Source organism: Microcoleus sp. PH2017_24_DOB_U_A (assembly GCF_020738205.1).
Lineage (GTDB): Bacteria > Cyanobacteriota > Cyanobacteriia > Cyanobacteriales > Microcoleaceae > Microcoleus.
This window is the reverse complement of record NZ_JAEQCT010000055.1, coordinates 55,978-71,466: the sequence shown is the minus strand read 5'-3', so window position 1 is coordinate 71,466 and position 15,489 is coordinate 55,978. Positions and strand designations below refer to the sequence as shown.

Here is a 15,489-nt window from a genome sequence, read left to right as displayed (position 1 = left end):
ACAATAAATCAGTGTGCCGGGTTTTTCTTGCCTTCTACCTTGTAATTTTTGCATTCAAACGACTCTTACCCGTTAACTTATAATAGTTGTTGTCGCGCCTTCTCTATCTCTGGTATAGTTTATACCATTTGAGATTTTAGACTTTAGATTGGGACTTGCTGATGAATCTCGCAGTTGGGAGTTTACCTACAGTTGCATTCATTTTTAAAACTAATATTAATTAACAGCGTTTAGTCGGCTTACTGCTGCCGGCAATAAAGTTTTACCTCTAGAGCCAAAATAGAAACTCTAGCTCTAGTGAAATGTTTTTAATCAAATCTTTTTTAGTTGTTAAACGATCCAAACTATTCTGAAAAAAAACCGAGTCAAGATTAATTTTGAACGATCGCAGCCAGTTCGGAAATATCATCGATCGCAAAAGTCGGTGCTAGGGCCAGACACTCAGCGCGATCGCCATATCCGTAAGCCGCCCAACAAACATCTATCCCAGCATTTTTAGCAAACAGCAAATCAACCGCTGTATCGCCAACCATTAACACTTGACTGTGATCCAAATCCGGGAACAGCGGTTTAATTATCGAGTGAAAAACACTTGGATTGGGTTTTTGAATAATTTGTCCGTCATCACCTAAAATCAAATCAAAAAAACCGTTAATTCTCAACTTTTCCAGGAACAGATTTACAAAACTAACGTGTTTGTTGCTGAAAACTATCAAGCTCAATCCCGACTTGCTCGCCAACTGCAAAATTTGCTTAGTACCAGGAAATAAATCGAGCTGCTTTTCACCTTCAGTCCGATAATAAGAGCGGTAAGTTTCAACCCATTCGGGAATTGCGCTTTCCTCGATCGCCGGATGAAGCATTTTAAAAGTATTTGGTAAATTAATGCCGATCGTCCCTTGAATTATATCTGCCTCAGGCGGTGTATTACCAAAACTTTCAAAAGTTTTTGTAATACAAGATACAATAGCCTTGTGAGTAATTGCCAAAGTGCCGTCGAAGTCGAAAATGATTAACTTGTACTGACTCATATTCTTGAAAAGTTCCTAGAGATCAGCCTGAGACTAACCATGATATAATAGCACTGTCAATCTCGAACTGACTAAGAATTAAGTATAGCGGTTCTCAATTAAGTGATGTGTGCTGGCAAGCAATTCCCAATTCCCAATTCCCAATTCCCAATTCCCAATTCCCATTCCCAATTCCCAATTCCCAATTCCCAATTCCCAATTCCCAATTCCCAATTCCCAATTCCCAATTCCCAATTCCCAATTCCCAATTCCCAATTCCCAACTTTTAGTGACTGCCGATAATCTTTCAACATTCAAGAGGTCAAGATGAATGTCACCGAAAAACCCGAATTTTTAGCAACAGACTTTCCAGACCACACTCAATTACCAGACTCCGACGGTACTTTTGTGAAAAACTTTCAAGAACACCCTCAAAGCATCCTCTTAACAACATCAATTAGACCTATTCTAGACCAAGTTCATCGCGACGGACAATACTGCATCGGTCAAGATTCAGGTATTTACTGGCGAGTAGCGCAACCCCCGGAACCGCCCGAAAAAGGAGCCGAAGCACCAGATTGGTTTTACGTGCCCGACGTGCCGCCAACTCTCGACGGAAATATGCGGCGTTCCTATGTGATGTGGAAAGAATTAATGCCGCCGTTAATTATACTAGAATTTGTTTCGGGAGATGGCAGCGAAGAAAGAGATAAAACTCCCAAAAAGGGGAAATTCTGGATTTACGAACGGATTATTAGACCTGCTTTTTACGGAATTTATGAAGTCAAAAAAGCCAAAATAGAATGCTATCATTTGGTAGAAGATAGATTTGAGTTAATGTCAGAAAATCAGCGCGGACATTACCAAATCGAGCCAATGGGATTGGAATTGGGCATTTGGCAAGGAGTTTATCAGGGCGTAGAACTGCCTTGGCTGCGCTGGTGGGATGCTGAGGGGAATTTGCTGCTGGCCGCTGATGAACGGGCAGAACAAGCCGAATTAGCAGCAGAACAAGAACGACAAAGGCGCATAGAAGCTGAGTTGCGAATTCAAGCTTTAGAAGCGCGTTTGCGAGAGTTAGAAGGCAGCTAATAGGTAGCCAGAAACCGGGTTTTTCCGCCAAAATATTCGCAAAAAATCCTCAATCTCCCAAAAACCCGGTTTCTTTGAACCTACCAGAAAGAATTGCTTTAAAATCAGACTATTCATTACTCCAATCCTCGGACTTAAGGGTAGAGGTCGCTCTCAAACTGTCAACTGTCAACTGTCAACTGTCAACTGTCAACTGTTGAAGCAGCGGTGACGAGAAACCGGGTTTTTTCGCCCAAGTATTCGATTCAAACCCTCAATCTCGCCAAAAACCCGGTTTCTTGATTGGCAGCTACCAGCCCCAAAAACAAGATTGACATCGGTTCTAATCCAGAATTTGCGTATATTAATTGATTAGTAAAGTATTGCATCACTTTTGTGTAAGTCCTATGGCACTAATTGTTCAGAAATATGGTGGAACATCGGTTGGTACAGTCGATCGCATTTTAGAAGTAGCCCGACGAGTAGTCAAAACAGTACAGCTTGGAAACTCCCTCGTCGTCGTACTTTCAGCAATGGGGAAAACCACCGACGGTTTAGTGAAACTCGCTAAGGAAATTTCCCCAAATCCCAACAAACGGGAAATGGATATGTTGCTTTCCACTGGGGAACAAGTATCGATCGCACTTTTGAGTATGGCATTGCAGGAAATGGGACAGCCCGCAATTTCCCTCACCGGCGCCCAAGTCGGCATCGTCACCGAAGCCGCCCACACCCGCGCCCGGATTTTGCGAATCGATCCGGCGCGCATGGAAACCCAGTTAAATAGCGGAAAAGTTGTCGTCGTTGCCGGTTTTCAAGGCATCGCCGACGCCGGAGAATTGGAAATCACCACCTTGGGGCGCGGCGGTTCCGATACCACAGCAGTAGCCCTCGCCGCAGCGCTGCGGGCCGACAGATGCGAAATTTATACCGACGTGCCCGGAATTCTAACTACAGATCCGCGCTTGGTAGCCGACGCGCAATTGATGGATGAGATCACCTGCGACGAAATGCTGGAATTGGCGAGTTTGGGTGCAAAAGTCCTGCATCCGCGCGCCGTCGAGATTGCCAAAAATTACGGCGTGCCGCTGATCGTGCTTTCTAGCTGGAGTGACGCCCCCGGTACGCGGGTGGTGTCGCCTCCCCCCCAACCCCGGCCTTTGGAGGGCTTGGAGCTCGCAAAAGCGGTCGATGCGGTGGAATTTGACTTGGATCAGGCGGGGGTGTCGCTGTTGCGTTTGCCCGATCGCCCGGGAGTAGCAGCGCGGTTGTTTGGTGCGATCGCGCAGCAAAATCTCGATGTAGACTTAATTATCCAATCAATTCACGAAGGAAATACGAACGATATCGCCTTTACAGTCAGGCGAAATTCGCTGAATCAAGCTGTCGCGGTTGCAGATGCAATTGTCCCCGCCTTGGGTAAGAATTCTCGCCCAGAATTGGGGGAACCCGAAGTGAAAGCAGAGGAACGACCCATAGCTAAAGTTAGCATTGCGGGTGCGGGAATGATCGGGCGGCCGAGGGTAGCAGCCGAGATGTTTAAGACTTTGGCGGATGCGGGAATTAACATTCAGATGATTTCCACTTCCGAGGTGAAGGTTAGTTGTACGATCGATGCTACGGATTGCGATCGGGCAGTTGCCGAACTCTGCAAAGCATTTGATGTCGCCAACTCCCCTGTCGGGCTGCATTCCTCATCGAACAAACCGCCCGCAGTCAGGGCTGTAGCGTTGGATCTCAATCAAGCGCGTCTGGCAATTCGCCAATTACCCGATCGCCCCGGAGTAGCAGCAAAACTGTTCGGACTGTTAGCCGAAGAAAATATCAGCGTAGATACAATCATTCAATCGCAACGCTGCCACAATATCGACGGCATCTTAACCCGCGATATTGCATTTACCGTAGCACAAATTGACGCCGAATCTGCGAAAACAGTCTTGGAAAAATCAGCCGTTGAATTCGGCTGGGGCGAAGTAGCAGTCGATACAGAAATCGCCAAAGTTAGCGTAGTCGGTTCCGGGATGGTAGCGCATCCGGGAGTAGCGGCAAAGATGTTTGAAGCGCTTTCGCAGCACAAAATCAACATTCAAATGATTGCGACTTCCGAGATTAAAATTAGCTGCGTTGTGGATGAAGCACAAGGTGTCACAGCTTTGAAAGCAATTCACGCCGCGTTTGAGCTTTCGGGGAGTGAAAGAATCCAAGTTCCCGCCTGATAAAGGTTCGGACTCAGGACTTTAGTCCTTTCTTACAGGTTTGTAGTAAGGACTTCAGTCCTAATTTATTATGAACTAGCAACAAAAGTTCTTACTGCAAATTCCCGAGCATTAAACTGTGTTAGGATCGAATTGGCGATCGACTAAAAGGAATTTAATCTTATGACAGTAGCTAACGAAAAAATTACTGATACCAGCAGCAATAGCGGTTTATCGAATTTTCGCATCACTGTTGAAGGTCTGCTAGAACTTTTAGATTTAGAAGAAGAGGATGAGTACGGAATTTTAAGACCAACTGAATATGCTTTCAGGACAGCGATGAAATTAATTGCTGAAGCCTATGATAGTATGGGGAACAGTTTTCCTAAATGCTCGATTGGTACAGATGACCAAGGTAGTATTAGACTGGCTTGGCAAAATCTAAATACTGATTGTAGAGTCAGGTTATTCTGCCCATCTAATGCCGAGGGGAAAGCTTACATTTATCATCAGAAGAATCAGGAATATAAATCGGAAGATCTCATTTCCGCGTCAACGTTAGTTCATTGGCTAGAGTGGTTTAACCAGGTATGACTGATAAATTTTAGAGGAGTCACTCAGATGCAGTCTTAAATATGTAATGAAGTGCTATAATAATTATTGTTCGTGGATAAAATTTATCCAATTTGTTCTGCGAATGACATTTTTATGACTAAATACTTATGACTACAAACTATGAATTCGATTCTTTAGCTGACAGTGCTATTGTCTATAGAGCTTTACTTCGGAGACAATGGATTGATGAAACCAGCGATATAGTTTTACTTTTCGCTTATTTACTTCGACCCAATGAGCCTGGTTTATCGGTAACAATTGCCAGTGTTTGTTCACCCGAACAATGTGCAGCAAAATTCAGAAATTGTTACGGAGTTGCTAGTCTGCAAGTAGGACAAATTCGTGAATTAGGTTTAGATGCAGTACCTGATTCAGCATCCCACGCTCAGATTGTCGGTTTACCTTATGTGACAGATGACCGAGACAGGGCTGAAAGATTAGCTGATTTGTTAGCAGAGCGATCGAGAATTGTATGGACACCTTCGCAAACATAGCTGAGCAAGTTTGCAAATTAAATCCGGGTTAAAAACCCCTGATAATACTCGGCGGTTTCAACCGTCGAGTATTTCTTTCGCGATCGCCTCCACCACCGGCACGCAAACCGAATTTCCAATTTGCTTGTAACTTTCCCCCGCACTCGGATAACTCTTAAAATCTTCAGGAAAACCCATCAGACGGTAGCATTCCTTCAGCGTCAGCTTTCGCACCAAATCTCGATCGCGAAAATAGACAAAAAACCTGCCCGATGTTTCTTGCGAAGGAATTGTCGGATGCACGCCATCCACCGAATAAATGCGATTCGGCTGTCTGTGAACTCTCGATAAATGTTCTGTATTCGGCCTGACGCCAGTTTTCCAAGTACCTTTATTCCTATAGCCTACAAATAACAATCCCGAATCCTGCTTTCTCGGATATTCAATTAAAGTATACTCGGATTTGTCCAATATTTCAAAATCTCCTGTCTCGTCTAGAAATTCCCTGAGTTTTGGCGGAAACTTGGTTTTAAGTCGAAAAAAATTGAATTCTTTACCCTTAGTTGCAATAATGAATATTCGTTCGCGATGTTGAGGAATGCCAAAGTCTTTAGCATTTAGAATTTGATGATTTACGCTGTATCCCAAATCTTCAAGACTGGCAATAATTACTTTTAAGGTGTTTCCCTTGTCGTGATGGATTAAATGCTTGACATTTTCCAGAACAACTACTTGAGGTTGCTTTACTTTAATAATTTTACAAATCTCGAAAAACAGCGTCCCTCTAGTATCTTCAAAACCCAGCTTTTTGCCGCAGATGCTAAAAGGTTGGCACGGAAACCCAGCTACTAAAACATCAAAGTCTGCCAACTCGGCTGGATTGATGTTACTGATGTCTGGAAAAGGCAATTCTCCGAAATTATCTGCGTACACTTCCCGGCATTTGCTGTTAATTTCGCAGGAAAAAACACATTCAAAGCCCATTTTTTCAAAACCTTGTCTGAAACCTCCTATGCCTGAAAATAAGTCTATAAATTTCATCTATAATTTAACGTAAAACATTACTAAATCTAATAATAACAGATTTTGTTCCTCTCTCTTCTTCCACTCTGCGCTCTCTGCGCTCTCTGTGGTTCAAAAAACTAATCTAAACAAAAACCGACATCCCACAGGGAATTGCCGTGTATGCAGATATCGGGTAGAATGTCGATCGCCCAAAAAACTCCCAAACTTGTCCCGCAGCCCACTAAACTAGAAATAGCAGAACCAAATACAGCCATTATCTACTTCCTTTCACCAACCATGAGTCAAACCTTGGAAAACCTCACCGCCATCGACGACAAGCTGTCCAAACGCCACATCGACCTCGATCCGGGCGGCTACTTCATCATTTACATCGATCGCGAAACCAGCCTAATTTGCGCCAAACACTTCACCAACATTATCGACGATCGCGGCCTCGCCGTCGATCCCGAAACCGGCAAACCCATCCCCGCCCGCGGCAAAGTAGAACGCACTCAGTGCACGCTTTTTAGTGGCAGAACCGCCAAAGAACTTTGCGTCAAAATCCTAGAAGAAACCCGCCCCAGCCCGGTGACAATGTTCGATCACGCGGCTTATCTGGGACGGGAATTTGTGCGGGCAGAACTTGCTTTGTTGAACGATCGAGAATACGTTCAAGATTAGTCCCAGCGTCAACTGTCAACTGTCAACTGTCAACTGTCAACTGTTCAAGAAAAACCTTGGTACCAGAAATAAGTCACCATCGGAATCACTGTCGCCAACACCAACAGCACAACCACAACAACTGTGGCATTACCTTGGTCTGTTTCTTCAGCTTTTTTAAACGTGCCTTCAACTTGAATGTTATCAACAACTTTAGGCGCGCCCGGATCTGGTTCGCCGGACATCACAGTCGCAATCCGGGAACTAGCTTCGGAAAATGCCTCGTTGTATTTATTACCTTCTCGCAGCGGCACTTGCACAGTTTCCCCAGCTACACTCTGGGCAATTTCATCGCTTAGCAGTGACTTTACCCCTTCGCCGGTGCGAATTCCCGCGCTGTTGGTAACAGTGTCGAGAACGAGTAAAATTTGGTTATCCTGGTCTTCTTTTGCGGGAAACCACTGTTCAAACAGTTGGTCGGTGAAAGTCGCAGCCGTTTCGCCGTAGTCTAGGCGGTGGATAGTGACAAACCTGACTTGTTTTCCTGTTTTCTGTTCCAGGGTGTCGAGCACGCTGCTGACGTTGCTTTCGGTACTCCGGCTGAGTACGTCGCCTTTGTCCCACACCCAAGTTCGATCGCCCGCCGACAACACTGGCATTTCGTAAACGCCCGTCGCCAATGCCGGCAATACCGCTATCTGGGATGCGATCAGGACGATCGCGATCGCCACAGCCGCTTGTTGGAGATAATTTCTCCAGTTAAATAATTGCTCTAGTCTAGTCATCAGAAAAATGGGTTTGAAACCCCGTCCTTTCAGGACGGCTTTACATTTGTTGTTACTACCGCCTTGGAGTCGCAAGAGTTCGGTGTGATGAAAGTGTTGCACTTTCAACGGGACAATTACCGTTTCAAATTTTGCGACCCTGTACGCATAGTGTTTGCTACCGAAAAGTTGCGGTAAGCCCTATTTCTAGGTGTATATTTCCCTTCGCCACTGACTGCCAAAGTGGTTAAAAACGCTGCGGTGGCATTCTTAACGTTTTGCGGGATACCACTCCCAGACAGTTCAGTTTGTCTTAAAGACGTAGGCTAGACACTGGTTTAGTCCTGAATTTGTGAAGGTGGTGAGCCTTCCTCTTTCAAGCCCCATGCCTTTGGGCTGGGGTCAATGACGAGGTTAACCGTAACACTGACTTTTTTCCAAAAATACTATAGAACCCCCTGTAAAATTCATTTTACACGGTGCAATATTTATAATTAGGTCGTCAGTCCAACTCCCCGCCGGATTATTTTACGATTTTAAGTATGGAACCAGCAGACACTTATAAAGGTTGGATTCTTCAATCCCAGAAAGTATTCTACGTCGAAGTTTGGGATAGCTGCGGCAACCGCCACGTCGCCGTCCAAAATGCCAAAACTGAAGAGGAAGCTTTGGAATTGGCCAAAAAGTGGATTGACAACTATGAGTCTAAACCCGGAAGAATGCCGATCGACGTACCGCATCCTTTCGGGGATGCGATCGATATGCCATTTTAATTCAGTTGACAGTTGACAGTTGACAGTTGACAGTTAGGAAAATGTGTTACGAAATTCCTCGCAATTTTTTAGTATTTTCTACCAAACTCATAGCAAATTCATCGAACCTTTGAGACAGTTTTTCATCCAACAATTTACCATCAGGACTAAAAGCTTTCCAAGCTTGTCCGATCGCAATTTGTTCGGGAATTACCCAAGCGTGTACCCATCTCAGAATCGTTCGCAAATCGTTAAGGGCGTTGTTGTTGACTTGTCCTCCCAACACGCTGATTGCACCCGCAACTTTCCCGTCCAAATGCTCGAAACTCATCAAATCCAGGGCATTCTTGAGAACACCGCTAACGCTACCGTGATACTCCGGCGTTGCCAAAATTAAACCGTCGGCTTGGCGTACCGCATTCCGCAGCTTTTCCACATCCGGGTAATCGTGATAATCATTCTCGCCGTCGCAGAAGGGCAGATCGAGCGATCGCAAATCGAATATTTCAACTTCTGCGCCCAGGGCCTGCATCCGTCCTGCTGCTACCGTCAGCGCTAACTGGCTGTAGGAGCCAGCCCGCAAACTTCCACCAATGCCGACAATCTTTACCATAGGAGTTGAAAAACAATAACTGCTTGACTAAGACGTACTCATTACGACTATGATTAGTGTAACAAGTGCGATCGGCAAATGTCAATCGATTTTAGATTTGGGATTTGACGTGGCCGAGAAACCGGGTTTTTGCCAAGATTCTTGGTGAAAGCCACAGATTTGGTAAAAAACCCGGTTTCTGAGTCGCAGAGAGTGGGAGGGGCCGAGAAACCGGGTTTTTGCCAAGATTCTTGGTGAAAGCCACAGATTTGGTAAAAAACCCGGTTTCTGAGTCGCAGTGCGTAAATTCAGTTGACAGTTGACAGTTGACAGTTGACAGTTAAGAGCGACCTCTACCTGGAAGTCCGAGGATTGGAGTAATGAATAGTCGGATTTTAATTTCTCCCGCTCAAGGTTCCGGCTTTAAACGAATTCTTTCTGGTAAGTTCAGTGGAGGGACAGAGAAACCGGGTTTTTGCCAAAATTCTTGGTGAAAGCCCCTGATGCCGCGAAAAAACCCGGTTTCTGAGTCGCAGTGGGTTCAAAATCCTGCATCTTCAGGTACCTATTGAGATGTCATCGACAGATAAACCCATTGAACACCCGGCATCTTGTTAAAATAAACGAACGTAGCAAACCACAAGCGGTCAATCTTGGCAGTATTCCACCTTGGGCAAAAAGTAATATGAAAAATTCTTGGAAACACGCATGGCTGGGACATCTAGCTGAAAACAAAGACAAATCGAGCCAGCAGAATCCTAAAAAATCAATTCCAGGACGAAATCTTTGGCGCATCCTGGGTAGTTTGGTGATTTCTCAAGGAATATTGCTCTCTACCCCGGTGTTTGCCGACAGCGCGCCAAACAACACGATGAGTTACAGCCAACTCATCGACAACATAGAAAAAGGACAAGTCAGTAAAGTCGAAATAGATGAAATCCAAAGAACTGCCAAAGTTAGGCTAAAAGATCAAAAAAGCGATCAGGCGCAAATTGTTACTCTCTTCGACTACAACAACCGAGAACTCTACTCGCAAATCCGCGCCAAAAAGATCGACTTTGAAGTCAAACAAACAGCCGACAACGCGGCCGCAGTTAGTTTAGTAGTAAACTTGCTGGTAATTTTTGCAGTGTTGGCAGTATTGATGGCTATCCTGCGTCGATCGACCCAATCGCAAGGAAATGCCATGAACTTCGGCAAATCCCGAGCCCGTTTCCAAATGGAAGCCAAAACCGGCGTGATGTTCGACGACGTAGCAGGAATCGAAGAAGCTAAAGAAGAACTGCAAGAAGTTGTCACTTTCCTGAAAAAACCCGAACGCTTCAACGCCATCGGCGCCAAAATTCCCAGAGGAGTTCTGTTAATCGGGCCTCCGGGAACAGGTAAAACCATGTTGGCAAAAGCGATCGCAGGTGAAGCAGCCGTCCCATTCTTCAGCATCTCCGGTTCCGAATTTGTGGAAATGTTCGTCGGAGTCGGCGCCTCCCGCGTCCGCGACTTGTTCCGCAAAGCTAAAGAAAATGCGCCCTGCATCGTCTTCATCGATGAAATAGACGCCGTAGGAAGGCAGCGCGGTGCTGGTATTGGCGGCGGAAATGACGAACGCGAACAAACTCTCAATCAGTTGCTGACAGAGATGGACGGCTTTGAGGGTAACAGCGGCGTGATTGTGATTGCAGCTACTAACCGCCCCGACGTGCTCGATACTGCCTTGCTGCGGCCCGGTAGGTTCGATCGCCAAGTAACGGTAGATTTGCCCAGTTACAAAGGGCGTTTGGGGATTTTGGAAGTGCACGCGCGCAACAAAAAACTCGACGAGGAAGTTGCCCTAGACATGATTGCCCGTCGCACTCCAGGCTTTTCCGGCGCTGATTTGGCAAACTTGCTCAATGAAGCAGCTATTCTGACAGCGAGGCGACGCAAAGACACGATTGGTACTTTGGAAGTTAATGATGCGATCGACCGAATTACGATCGGGCTGACTCTGAATCCGCTGCTCGACAGTAAGAAAAAGTGGCTAGTAGCATACCACGAAATCGGACACGCCCTCGTATCAACTATGCTCAAAAATACCGACACCCTAGAAAAAGTAACGATCATTCCCCGTTCCGGTGGCATCGCAGGCTTTGCCAACTACGTACTCGACGAAGAAATGCTTGACAGCGAAGGTTTGAGGAGTCGGGCGTGGCTGTTAAGCCGGATTACTGTAGCTTTGGGAGGACGGGCTGCGGAGGCAGAAGTTTACGGCGATGCGGAAGTAACTCTGGGCGCCAGCAGCGATATCACAGAAGTCAGCAAGCTAGCGAGACAGATGGTAACGCTTTACGGAATGTCGGATTTGGGGCCTGTGGCTTTGGAAAGTCCGAACAATGAGGTGTTTTTGGGCCGAGACTGGAATTCGCGATCGGATTATTCTGAAGCAATGGCGATGAAGATCGATCGGCAAGTCCGAGAAATCGCTATTCACTGCTACGAAGAAGCCCGCCAAATTATCCGCGAAAACCGCGCTTTGGTAGACAAGCTGGTCGAAGCGCTGTTGGATGAAGAAACCATCGATGGTGAGGAATTTCGCCGAATTGTCGATCGATACACCGAGTTGACAACAAAAAAAGAGTTAGCCCCAACGTGAATTAGTCAGCAGTGATTAAATGTTTGCAGTAAGGTTTGTAGGGGAGCATCTCAGTTTTGCAAGAAGCATTTTTTCTTCACAGTGCGAGCGTCCCCGCTCGCGTGCGTATACAAGCACGCGAGCGGGGACGCTCGCACTATAAATGCAAAACTGAGATGCTCCCGGTTTGTAGTGAGGACTTCAGTCCTTCTTTTTGGAAGAATTAAGACTAAAGTCCTCACTACAGTAAGGTTTGTAGTGAGGACTTCAGTCCTTCTTTTTGGAAGAATTAGGACTAAAGTCCTCACTACAAACTAAGAAGAATTAGGACTAAAGTCCTCACTACAAACCTAAAAATTACAAGTTTGTAGTGAGGACTTCAGTCCTCATTCCCAGACTAATTAAGATTGATTGGAATACATTTCGCGAAGTACCAAAGCCGGATCTACCCAGCGGCCGCCGTACTTCAATCCCCAATGCAGGTGAGGCCCACTCGTGCGCCCTGTCATCCCCACTCTGGCAATTCTCGCACCGGCCGGCACAGTTTGACCCTGCCAAATTTGCAGGCCGCCTTCACGATCGATATAATAACGCCCGCCGTTAGCGGTTTGCACCCTACCTTTGAGGTGACAGTAGATGTGATCCCAATTTCCCGATCGCACTACCATACCAGTACCGCACCTGCCATCTTCCCAAACTTCCACAACTTGACCCCCCCACCAATTGCGGATGTAGCTGCCTTCCGGGGCCGCCATGTCCAAACCGTAATGAAAATCCCCGCCGCGGGGGCCGAAGGGGGAAGTATAGGCTTCAAAACTTTCCACTGGAAAAGAAGCTTCTTGCCACAAATTACCCGTCGCTACTCTGCTTGGTAAACCTGACTGAGCTTTGACCACCTGCTGCTGCAAATAAGGGCTGATCAACACAATGCCGATCGAAAGTGCCAGCAGCAGCATCTGTCTGAAACGAAAAAAGCGTTTTACCGTCAGCGGGCCTCTAGAGTCTTGCAGGATTTTTTTCACGGCGAACAAGTTGAATGTGTGTGCGAGTGTGCGTTGAGGAGTGCCAATTCGCTGCAAGATGGCGTCTGATATCTACCCTTCCTTCGCGAATCAGTTTATCAACAACGTGTATCTTACTCCATCCAAAACCCGTGTCAAGGCTTCCGGGCATTTACGCGGGGGTAAGGCAAAAAAAAATGGCCTCAGAATTTCGGCTGCGGTTGAATTCGATCGAGCTTTTGCTTGACACTATAGTAGTTCGGGGATTTTGGATGTCGTCTGAAATCTCAAATTTATAACACACATCAAGCAATGCTTACTGAAATTTTTCCTTTTAGTTTTGCCATAGACGCAACTGCGATCGCCGGTGCGTCATTATGGTCTTTAGCCCTGTATTGGGGTCTCTCACCCATCACAGAATGGGTAATCCTGCAACTCAACCGCTGGATGAATTTTGCCGAAAGATCCCTCTACACCTCGGAAGCGGAGTTTGAGAGAACCCGCCAAGCCCGAGAAGCTCAAAATGCCTTTTATGCTTCCCTGTTGAGTATTCTGCCCTTTTTGATTGTGGGCGGATTGTGCAATTGGGGCGTCGAATTGTCGTTGGGTGCCAGTTGGGCGGTATCTATGGGGACGATCGCCTGTATTGGCGGTGGCGTGTACGAACTCGGGCGCCGAGACGGCGAGTCTTAGGCAATTTTAGATTTTGGATTTGGGACACTCCTGGACGCGCAGGTAGTCAGAAACCGGGTTTTTGCGACAATATTTCGTTGTCACCCGCAGATTCGCTAAAAAACCCGGTTTCTTTTGTTGAAGCAGGTAATTCCTGTATGATTGTCGCTCAAAAATTACAATGTAAAGCTATGAAACTAAAGTGGTTGATACCTGCAATTATCTCATCTTTTTCGATCGTTGTTATTCCTGCGAAAGCGGCTGAAACCAGGTGCGGATGGTTGATTAATCCCACGCCTGCTAATTGGTATCTCAAAGACAAATATGCTCAGTGGATTATCTCGGCGCAAGGGGGATATCAAGCCGGAGGAATGGATAATATTCCTCCTTTTAACGACGATGAATATGTCAAAACTAATGTCAATTATGGATATGGTTGTGCTTGTTTGGATGTGGTAACAGATAGAAATCGAATCAGAATTACCACGATACAAGGTGGCGAACAATTACCACTCTCGACTTGTCGCCAAGATCCGAATTTACCAAAAATTCGTTAGTTGTGGCAAAACTAGACATTTTTTTAACTCAGTAAAATGAAATACGAACCAACATCATTAAATCAAGCCCGCGCCGCCTTCAAACAAATCTGGGGATACGACGACTTTCGGCCGCCTCAAGGAGAAATCGTCAGCAGTTTGTTAGCCGGGAAAGATACAATGATAATTATGCCGACAGGTGGTGGCAAATCAATCTGCTTTCAACTGCCAGCTTTATTACAAACAGGCTTAACTTTGGTGATTTCGCCGTTAGTCGCACTGATGGAAAATCAAGTGCAAGAATTGCGCGATCGCAATTTACCCGCTGCCCTCCTCCACAGTCAATTGCCAACACAGCAGCGCCAACAAACTATGCAATCGCTGCAACAAAACAAGTTGAGATTGCTGTACCTGTCTCCCGAAACATTACTCAGCAAACCTGTTTGGGCAATTATCAGTCAGCCGCACATCCCAATCAACGGTTTAATATTAGATGAAGCTCACTGTTTAGTCCAGTGGGGCGATACTTTTCGACCAGCTTACCGCCGTTTGGGTACAGTGCGATCGGCTTTGTTAAAATCTAAGCCGGAAGGAACTAAAATTGCGATCGCAGCTTTCACCGCCACCGCCAACCCCCAAGCGCAGCAAACAATCAACAAAGTCTTGCAACTACACAAGCCGGAAGCTTTTTTGCTCAGTCCGTACCGTTCTAACCTGCACCTGCAAGTGCAAACTGTCTGGACACGCAGAGGGCGGAGACAACAGTTATTAAATTTTATCAAAGCTCGACCAAAAGAAGCAGGTTTAGTCTACGTCCGCACTAGAAAAGATAGCGAAAACTTGGCGGATTTGTTGGAAGATGCGGGTTATAAAACGGCAGCCTATCATGCAGGTTTGAGTCCAGAATCGCGGCGAAAAATAGAAACAGCTTGGCTGAATAACGATCTGAAATTTGTTGTTTGTAGCTGCGCCTTCGGGATGGGAATTAATAAGCCGGATGTGCGCTGGGTTGTTCATTTTCAAGCACCTTTGCTATTATCGGAATACATTCAGGAAATAGGTAGAGGCGGACGCGACGGCAAATCTGCGATCGCCCTGACGTTGATTAGCGAACCGACGGGTTTGCTTTATCCCGATGACAAACAAAGAGCACAATTTTTTCAAGACAAATTGCGATCGCAATTTCGAGAAGCCCAGCAGTTGGCGAAACAACTCCCAGCTAAGGGCGATGTAGATGCTGTGGGGCGGGAATTTCCCGCAAGTGCGATCGCCCTTTCGATCTTGCACAGCAGCGGACAGTTAAGATGGGAAGATCCTTTCAATTATGCGATCGACAAATCCGCACAACAAAAAGGTGGCAAACAAAACTTTACCGCCCCCGAAGAAATGGCAAAATATCTCAAGCATCGGGAGTGCAGGTGGCAATTTTTGCTGCAAGCTTTTGGCTTTACTAAGGAATCTAAATCTATGCGCTGCGGGCACTGCGATAATTGTCGGTAATTCTAGATAACTCGGCGGTTGAAACCGCTACTACA

At 46.1% G+C, this 15,489-nt stretch carries 16 protein-coding genes; 10 read left to right on the top strand and 6 right to left on the bottom strand.

Features of this window, described 5'->3' with window-relative positions; translation table 11 throughout:
* Positions 1 to 371 precede the first annotated feature (371 nt).
* A complete protein-coding gene (locus tag JGK07_RS16410; RefSeq protein WP_293224379.1) occupies positions 372 to 1,031 on the bottom strand; it encodes an HAD family hydrolase in 660 nt (219 codons plus the stop codon).
* A gap of 98 nt (positions 1,032 to 1,129) precedes the next feature.
* Complete coding sequence (locus JGK07_RS16405; RefSeq protein WP_293290956.1) at positions 1,130 to 1,324, bottom strand: hypothetical protein; 195 nt, start codon at positions 1,322 to 1,324, stop codon at positions 1,130 to 1,132.
* A 13-nt stretch (positions 1,325 to 1,337) separates the two neighbouring features.
* On the opposite strand from JGK07_RS16405, the gene JGK07_RS16400 reads away from it, so the two are divergent.
* The 4 genes from JGK07_RS16400 (at position 1,338) to JGK07_RS16385 (ending at position 5,385) form a co-directional block, all read left to right on the top strand.
* Positions 1,338 to 2,102: a Uma2 family endonuclease gene (locus JGK07_RS16400; RefSeq protein ID WP_293220450.1), complete on the top strand. Its 765-nt coding sequence runs from the start codon at positions 1,338 to 1,340 to the stop codon at positions 2,100 to 2,102.
* 386 nt (positions 2,103 to 2,488) lie between these two features.
* On the top strand, positions 2,489 to 4,297 hold the full coding sequence (locus JGK07_RS16395) for an aspartate kinase (protein ID WP_293175589.1): 1,809 nt from the start codon (positions 2,489 to 2,491) through the stop codon (positions 4,295 to 4,297).
* 162 nt (positions 4,298 to 4,459) lie between these two features.
* The gene (locus JGK07_RS16390; protein ID WP_293175591.1) at positions 4,460 to 4,870 is read left to right on the top strand and encodes a hypothetical protein; all 411 of its coding nucleotides are present in this window, start codon (positions 4,460 to 4,462) and stop codon (positions 4,868 to 4,870) included.
* Between the two features lie 128 nt (positions 4,871 to 4,998).
* On the top strand, positions 4,999 to 5,385 hold the full coding sequence (locus tag JGK07_RS16385; protein WP_293175593.1) for a hypothetical protein: 387 nt from the start codon (positions 4,999 to 5,001) through the stop codon (positions 5,383 to 5,385).
* Between the two features lie 57 nt (positions 5,386 to 5,442).
* On the opposite strand, the gene dcm is transcribed toward JGK07_RS16385, so the two are convergent.
* Positions 5,443 to 6,405: a DNA (cytosine-5-)-methyltransferase gene (dcm, locus tag JGK07_RS16380; protein WP_293224383.1), complete on the bottom strand. Its 963-nt coding sequence runs from the start codon at positions 6,403 to 6,405 to the stop codon at positions 5,443 to 5,445.
* 261 nt (positions 6,406 to 6,666) lie between these two features.
* Here dcm and JGK07_RS16375 point away from each other — a divergent pair, with 261 nt between their 5' ends.
* Entirely contained in the window at positions 6,667 to 7,050 is a 384-nt protein-coding gene (locus tag JGK07_RS16375) for a DUF4346 domain-containing protein (protein ID WP_293175847.1), read from the top strand.
* Between the two features lie 44 nt (positions 7,051 to 7,094).
* Here JGK07_RS16375 and JGK07_RS16370 read toward each other — a convergent pair whose 3' ends face one another.
* Positions 7,095 to 7,814, bottom strand: a complete 720-nt coding sequence (locus JGK07_RS16370) for a TPM domain-containing protein (protein ID WP_293224385.1) — start codon at positions 7,812 to 7,814, stop codon at positions 7,095 to 7,097.
* A gap of 521 nt (positions 7,815 to 8,335) precedes the next feature.
* On the opposite strand from JGK07_RS16370, the gene JGK07_RS16365 reads away from it, so the two are divergent.
* A complete protein-coding gene (locus JGK07_RS16365) occupies positions 8,336 to 8,566 on the top strand; it encodes a hypothetical protein (protein WP_293175599.1) in 231 nt (76 codons plus the stop codon).
* 46 nt (positions 8,567 to 8,612) lie between these two features.
* On the opposite strand, the gene JGK07_RS16360 is transcribed toward JGK07_RS16365, so the two are convergent.
* Positions 8,613 to 9,158 carry an NADPH-dependent FMN reductase gene (locus tag JGK07_RS16360; protein WP_293224387.1) on the bottom strand — a complete coding sequence of 182 codons (546 nt, stop codon included), beginning with the start codon at positions 9,156 to 9,158 and terminating at the stop codon, positions 8,613 to 8,615.
* Positions 9,159 to 9,822: 664 nt separating this feature from the next.
* Between JGK07_RS16360 and ftsH the strand changes: the two genes are divergently transcribed.
* Entirely contained in the window at positions 9,823 to 11,766 is a 1,944-nt protein-coding gene (ftsH, locus tag JGK07_RS16355; protein WP_293175603.1) for an ATP-dependent zinc metalloprotease FtsH, read from the top strand.
* Positions 11,767 to 12,146: 380 nt separating this feature from the next.
* Here ftsH and JGK07_RS16350 read toward each other — a convergent pair whose 3' ends face one another.
* Complete coding sequence (locus JGK07_RS16350; protein WP_293175605.1) at positions 12,147 to 12,767, bottom strand: M23 family metallopeptidase; 621 nt, start codon at positions 12,765 to 12,767, stop codon at positions 12,147 to 12,149.
* 291 nt (positions 12,768 to 13,058) lie between these two features.
* On the opposite strand from JGK07_RS16350, the gene JGK07_RS16345 reads away from it, so the two are divergent.
* The 3 genes from JGK07_RS16345 to JGK07_RS16335 all read left to right on the top strand — a co-directional run bounded on the left by JGK07_RS16345 (position 13,059) and on the right by JGK07_RS16335 (position 15,454).
* Entirely contained in the window at positions 13,059 to 13,439 is a 381-nt protein-coding gene (locus JGK07_RS16345; RefSeq protein ID WP_293175607.1) for a hypothetical protein, read from the top strand.
* 170 nt (positions 13,440 to 13,609) lie between these two features.
* Positions 13,610 to 13,975 (top strand): DUF4087 domain-containing protein, encoded by a 366-nt coding sequence (locus JGK07_RS16340; RefSeq protein ID WP_293175609.1) that lies wholly within the window; start codon positions 13,610 to 13,612, stop codon positions 13,973 to 13,975.
* 36 nt (positions 13,976 to 14,011) lie between these two features.
* A complete protein-coding gene (locus tag JGK07_RS16335) occupies positions 14,012 to 15,454 on the top strand; it encodes an ATP-dependent DNA helicase RecQ (RefSeq protein ID WP_293224389.1) in 1,443 nt (480 codons plus the stop codon).
* The last annotated feature ends 35 nt before the right edge of the window (positions 15,455 to 15,489 follow it).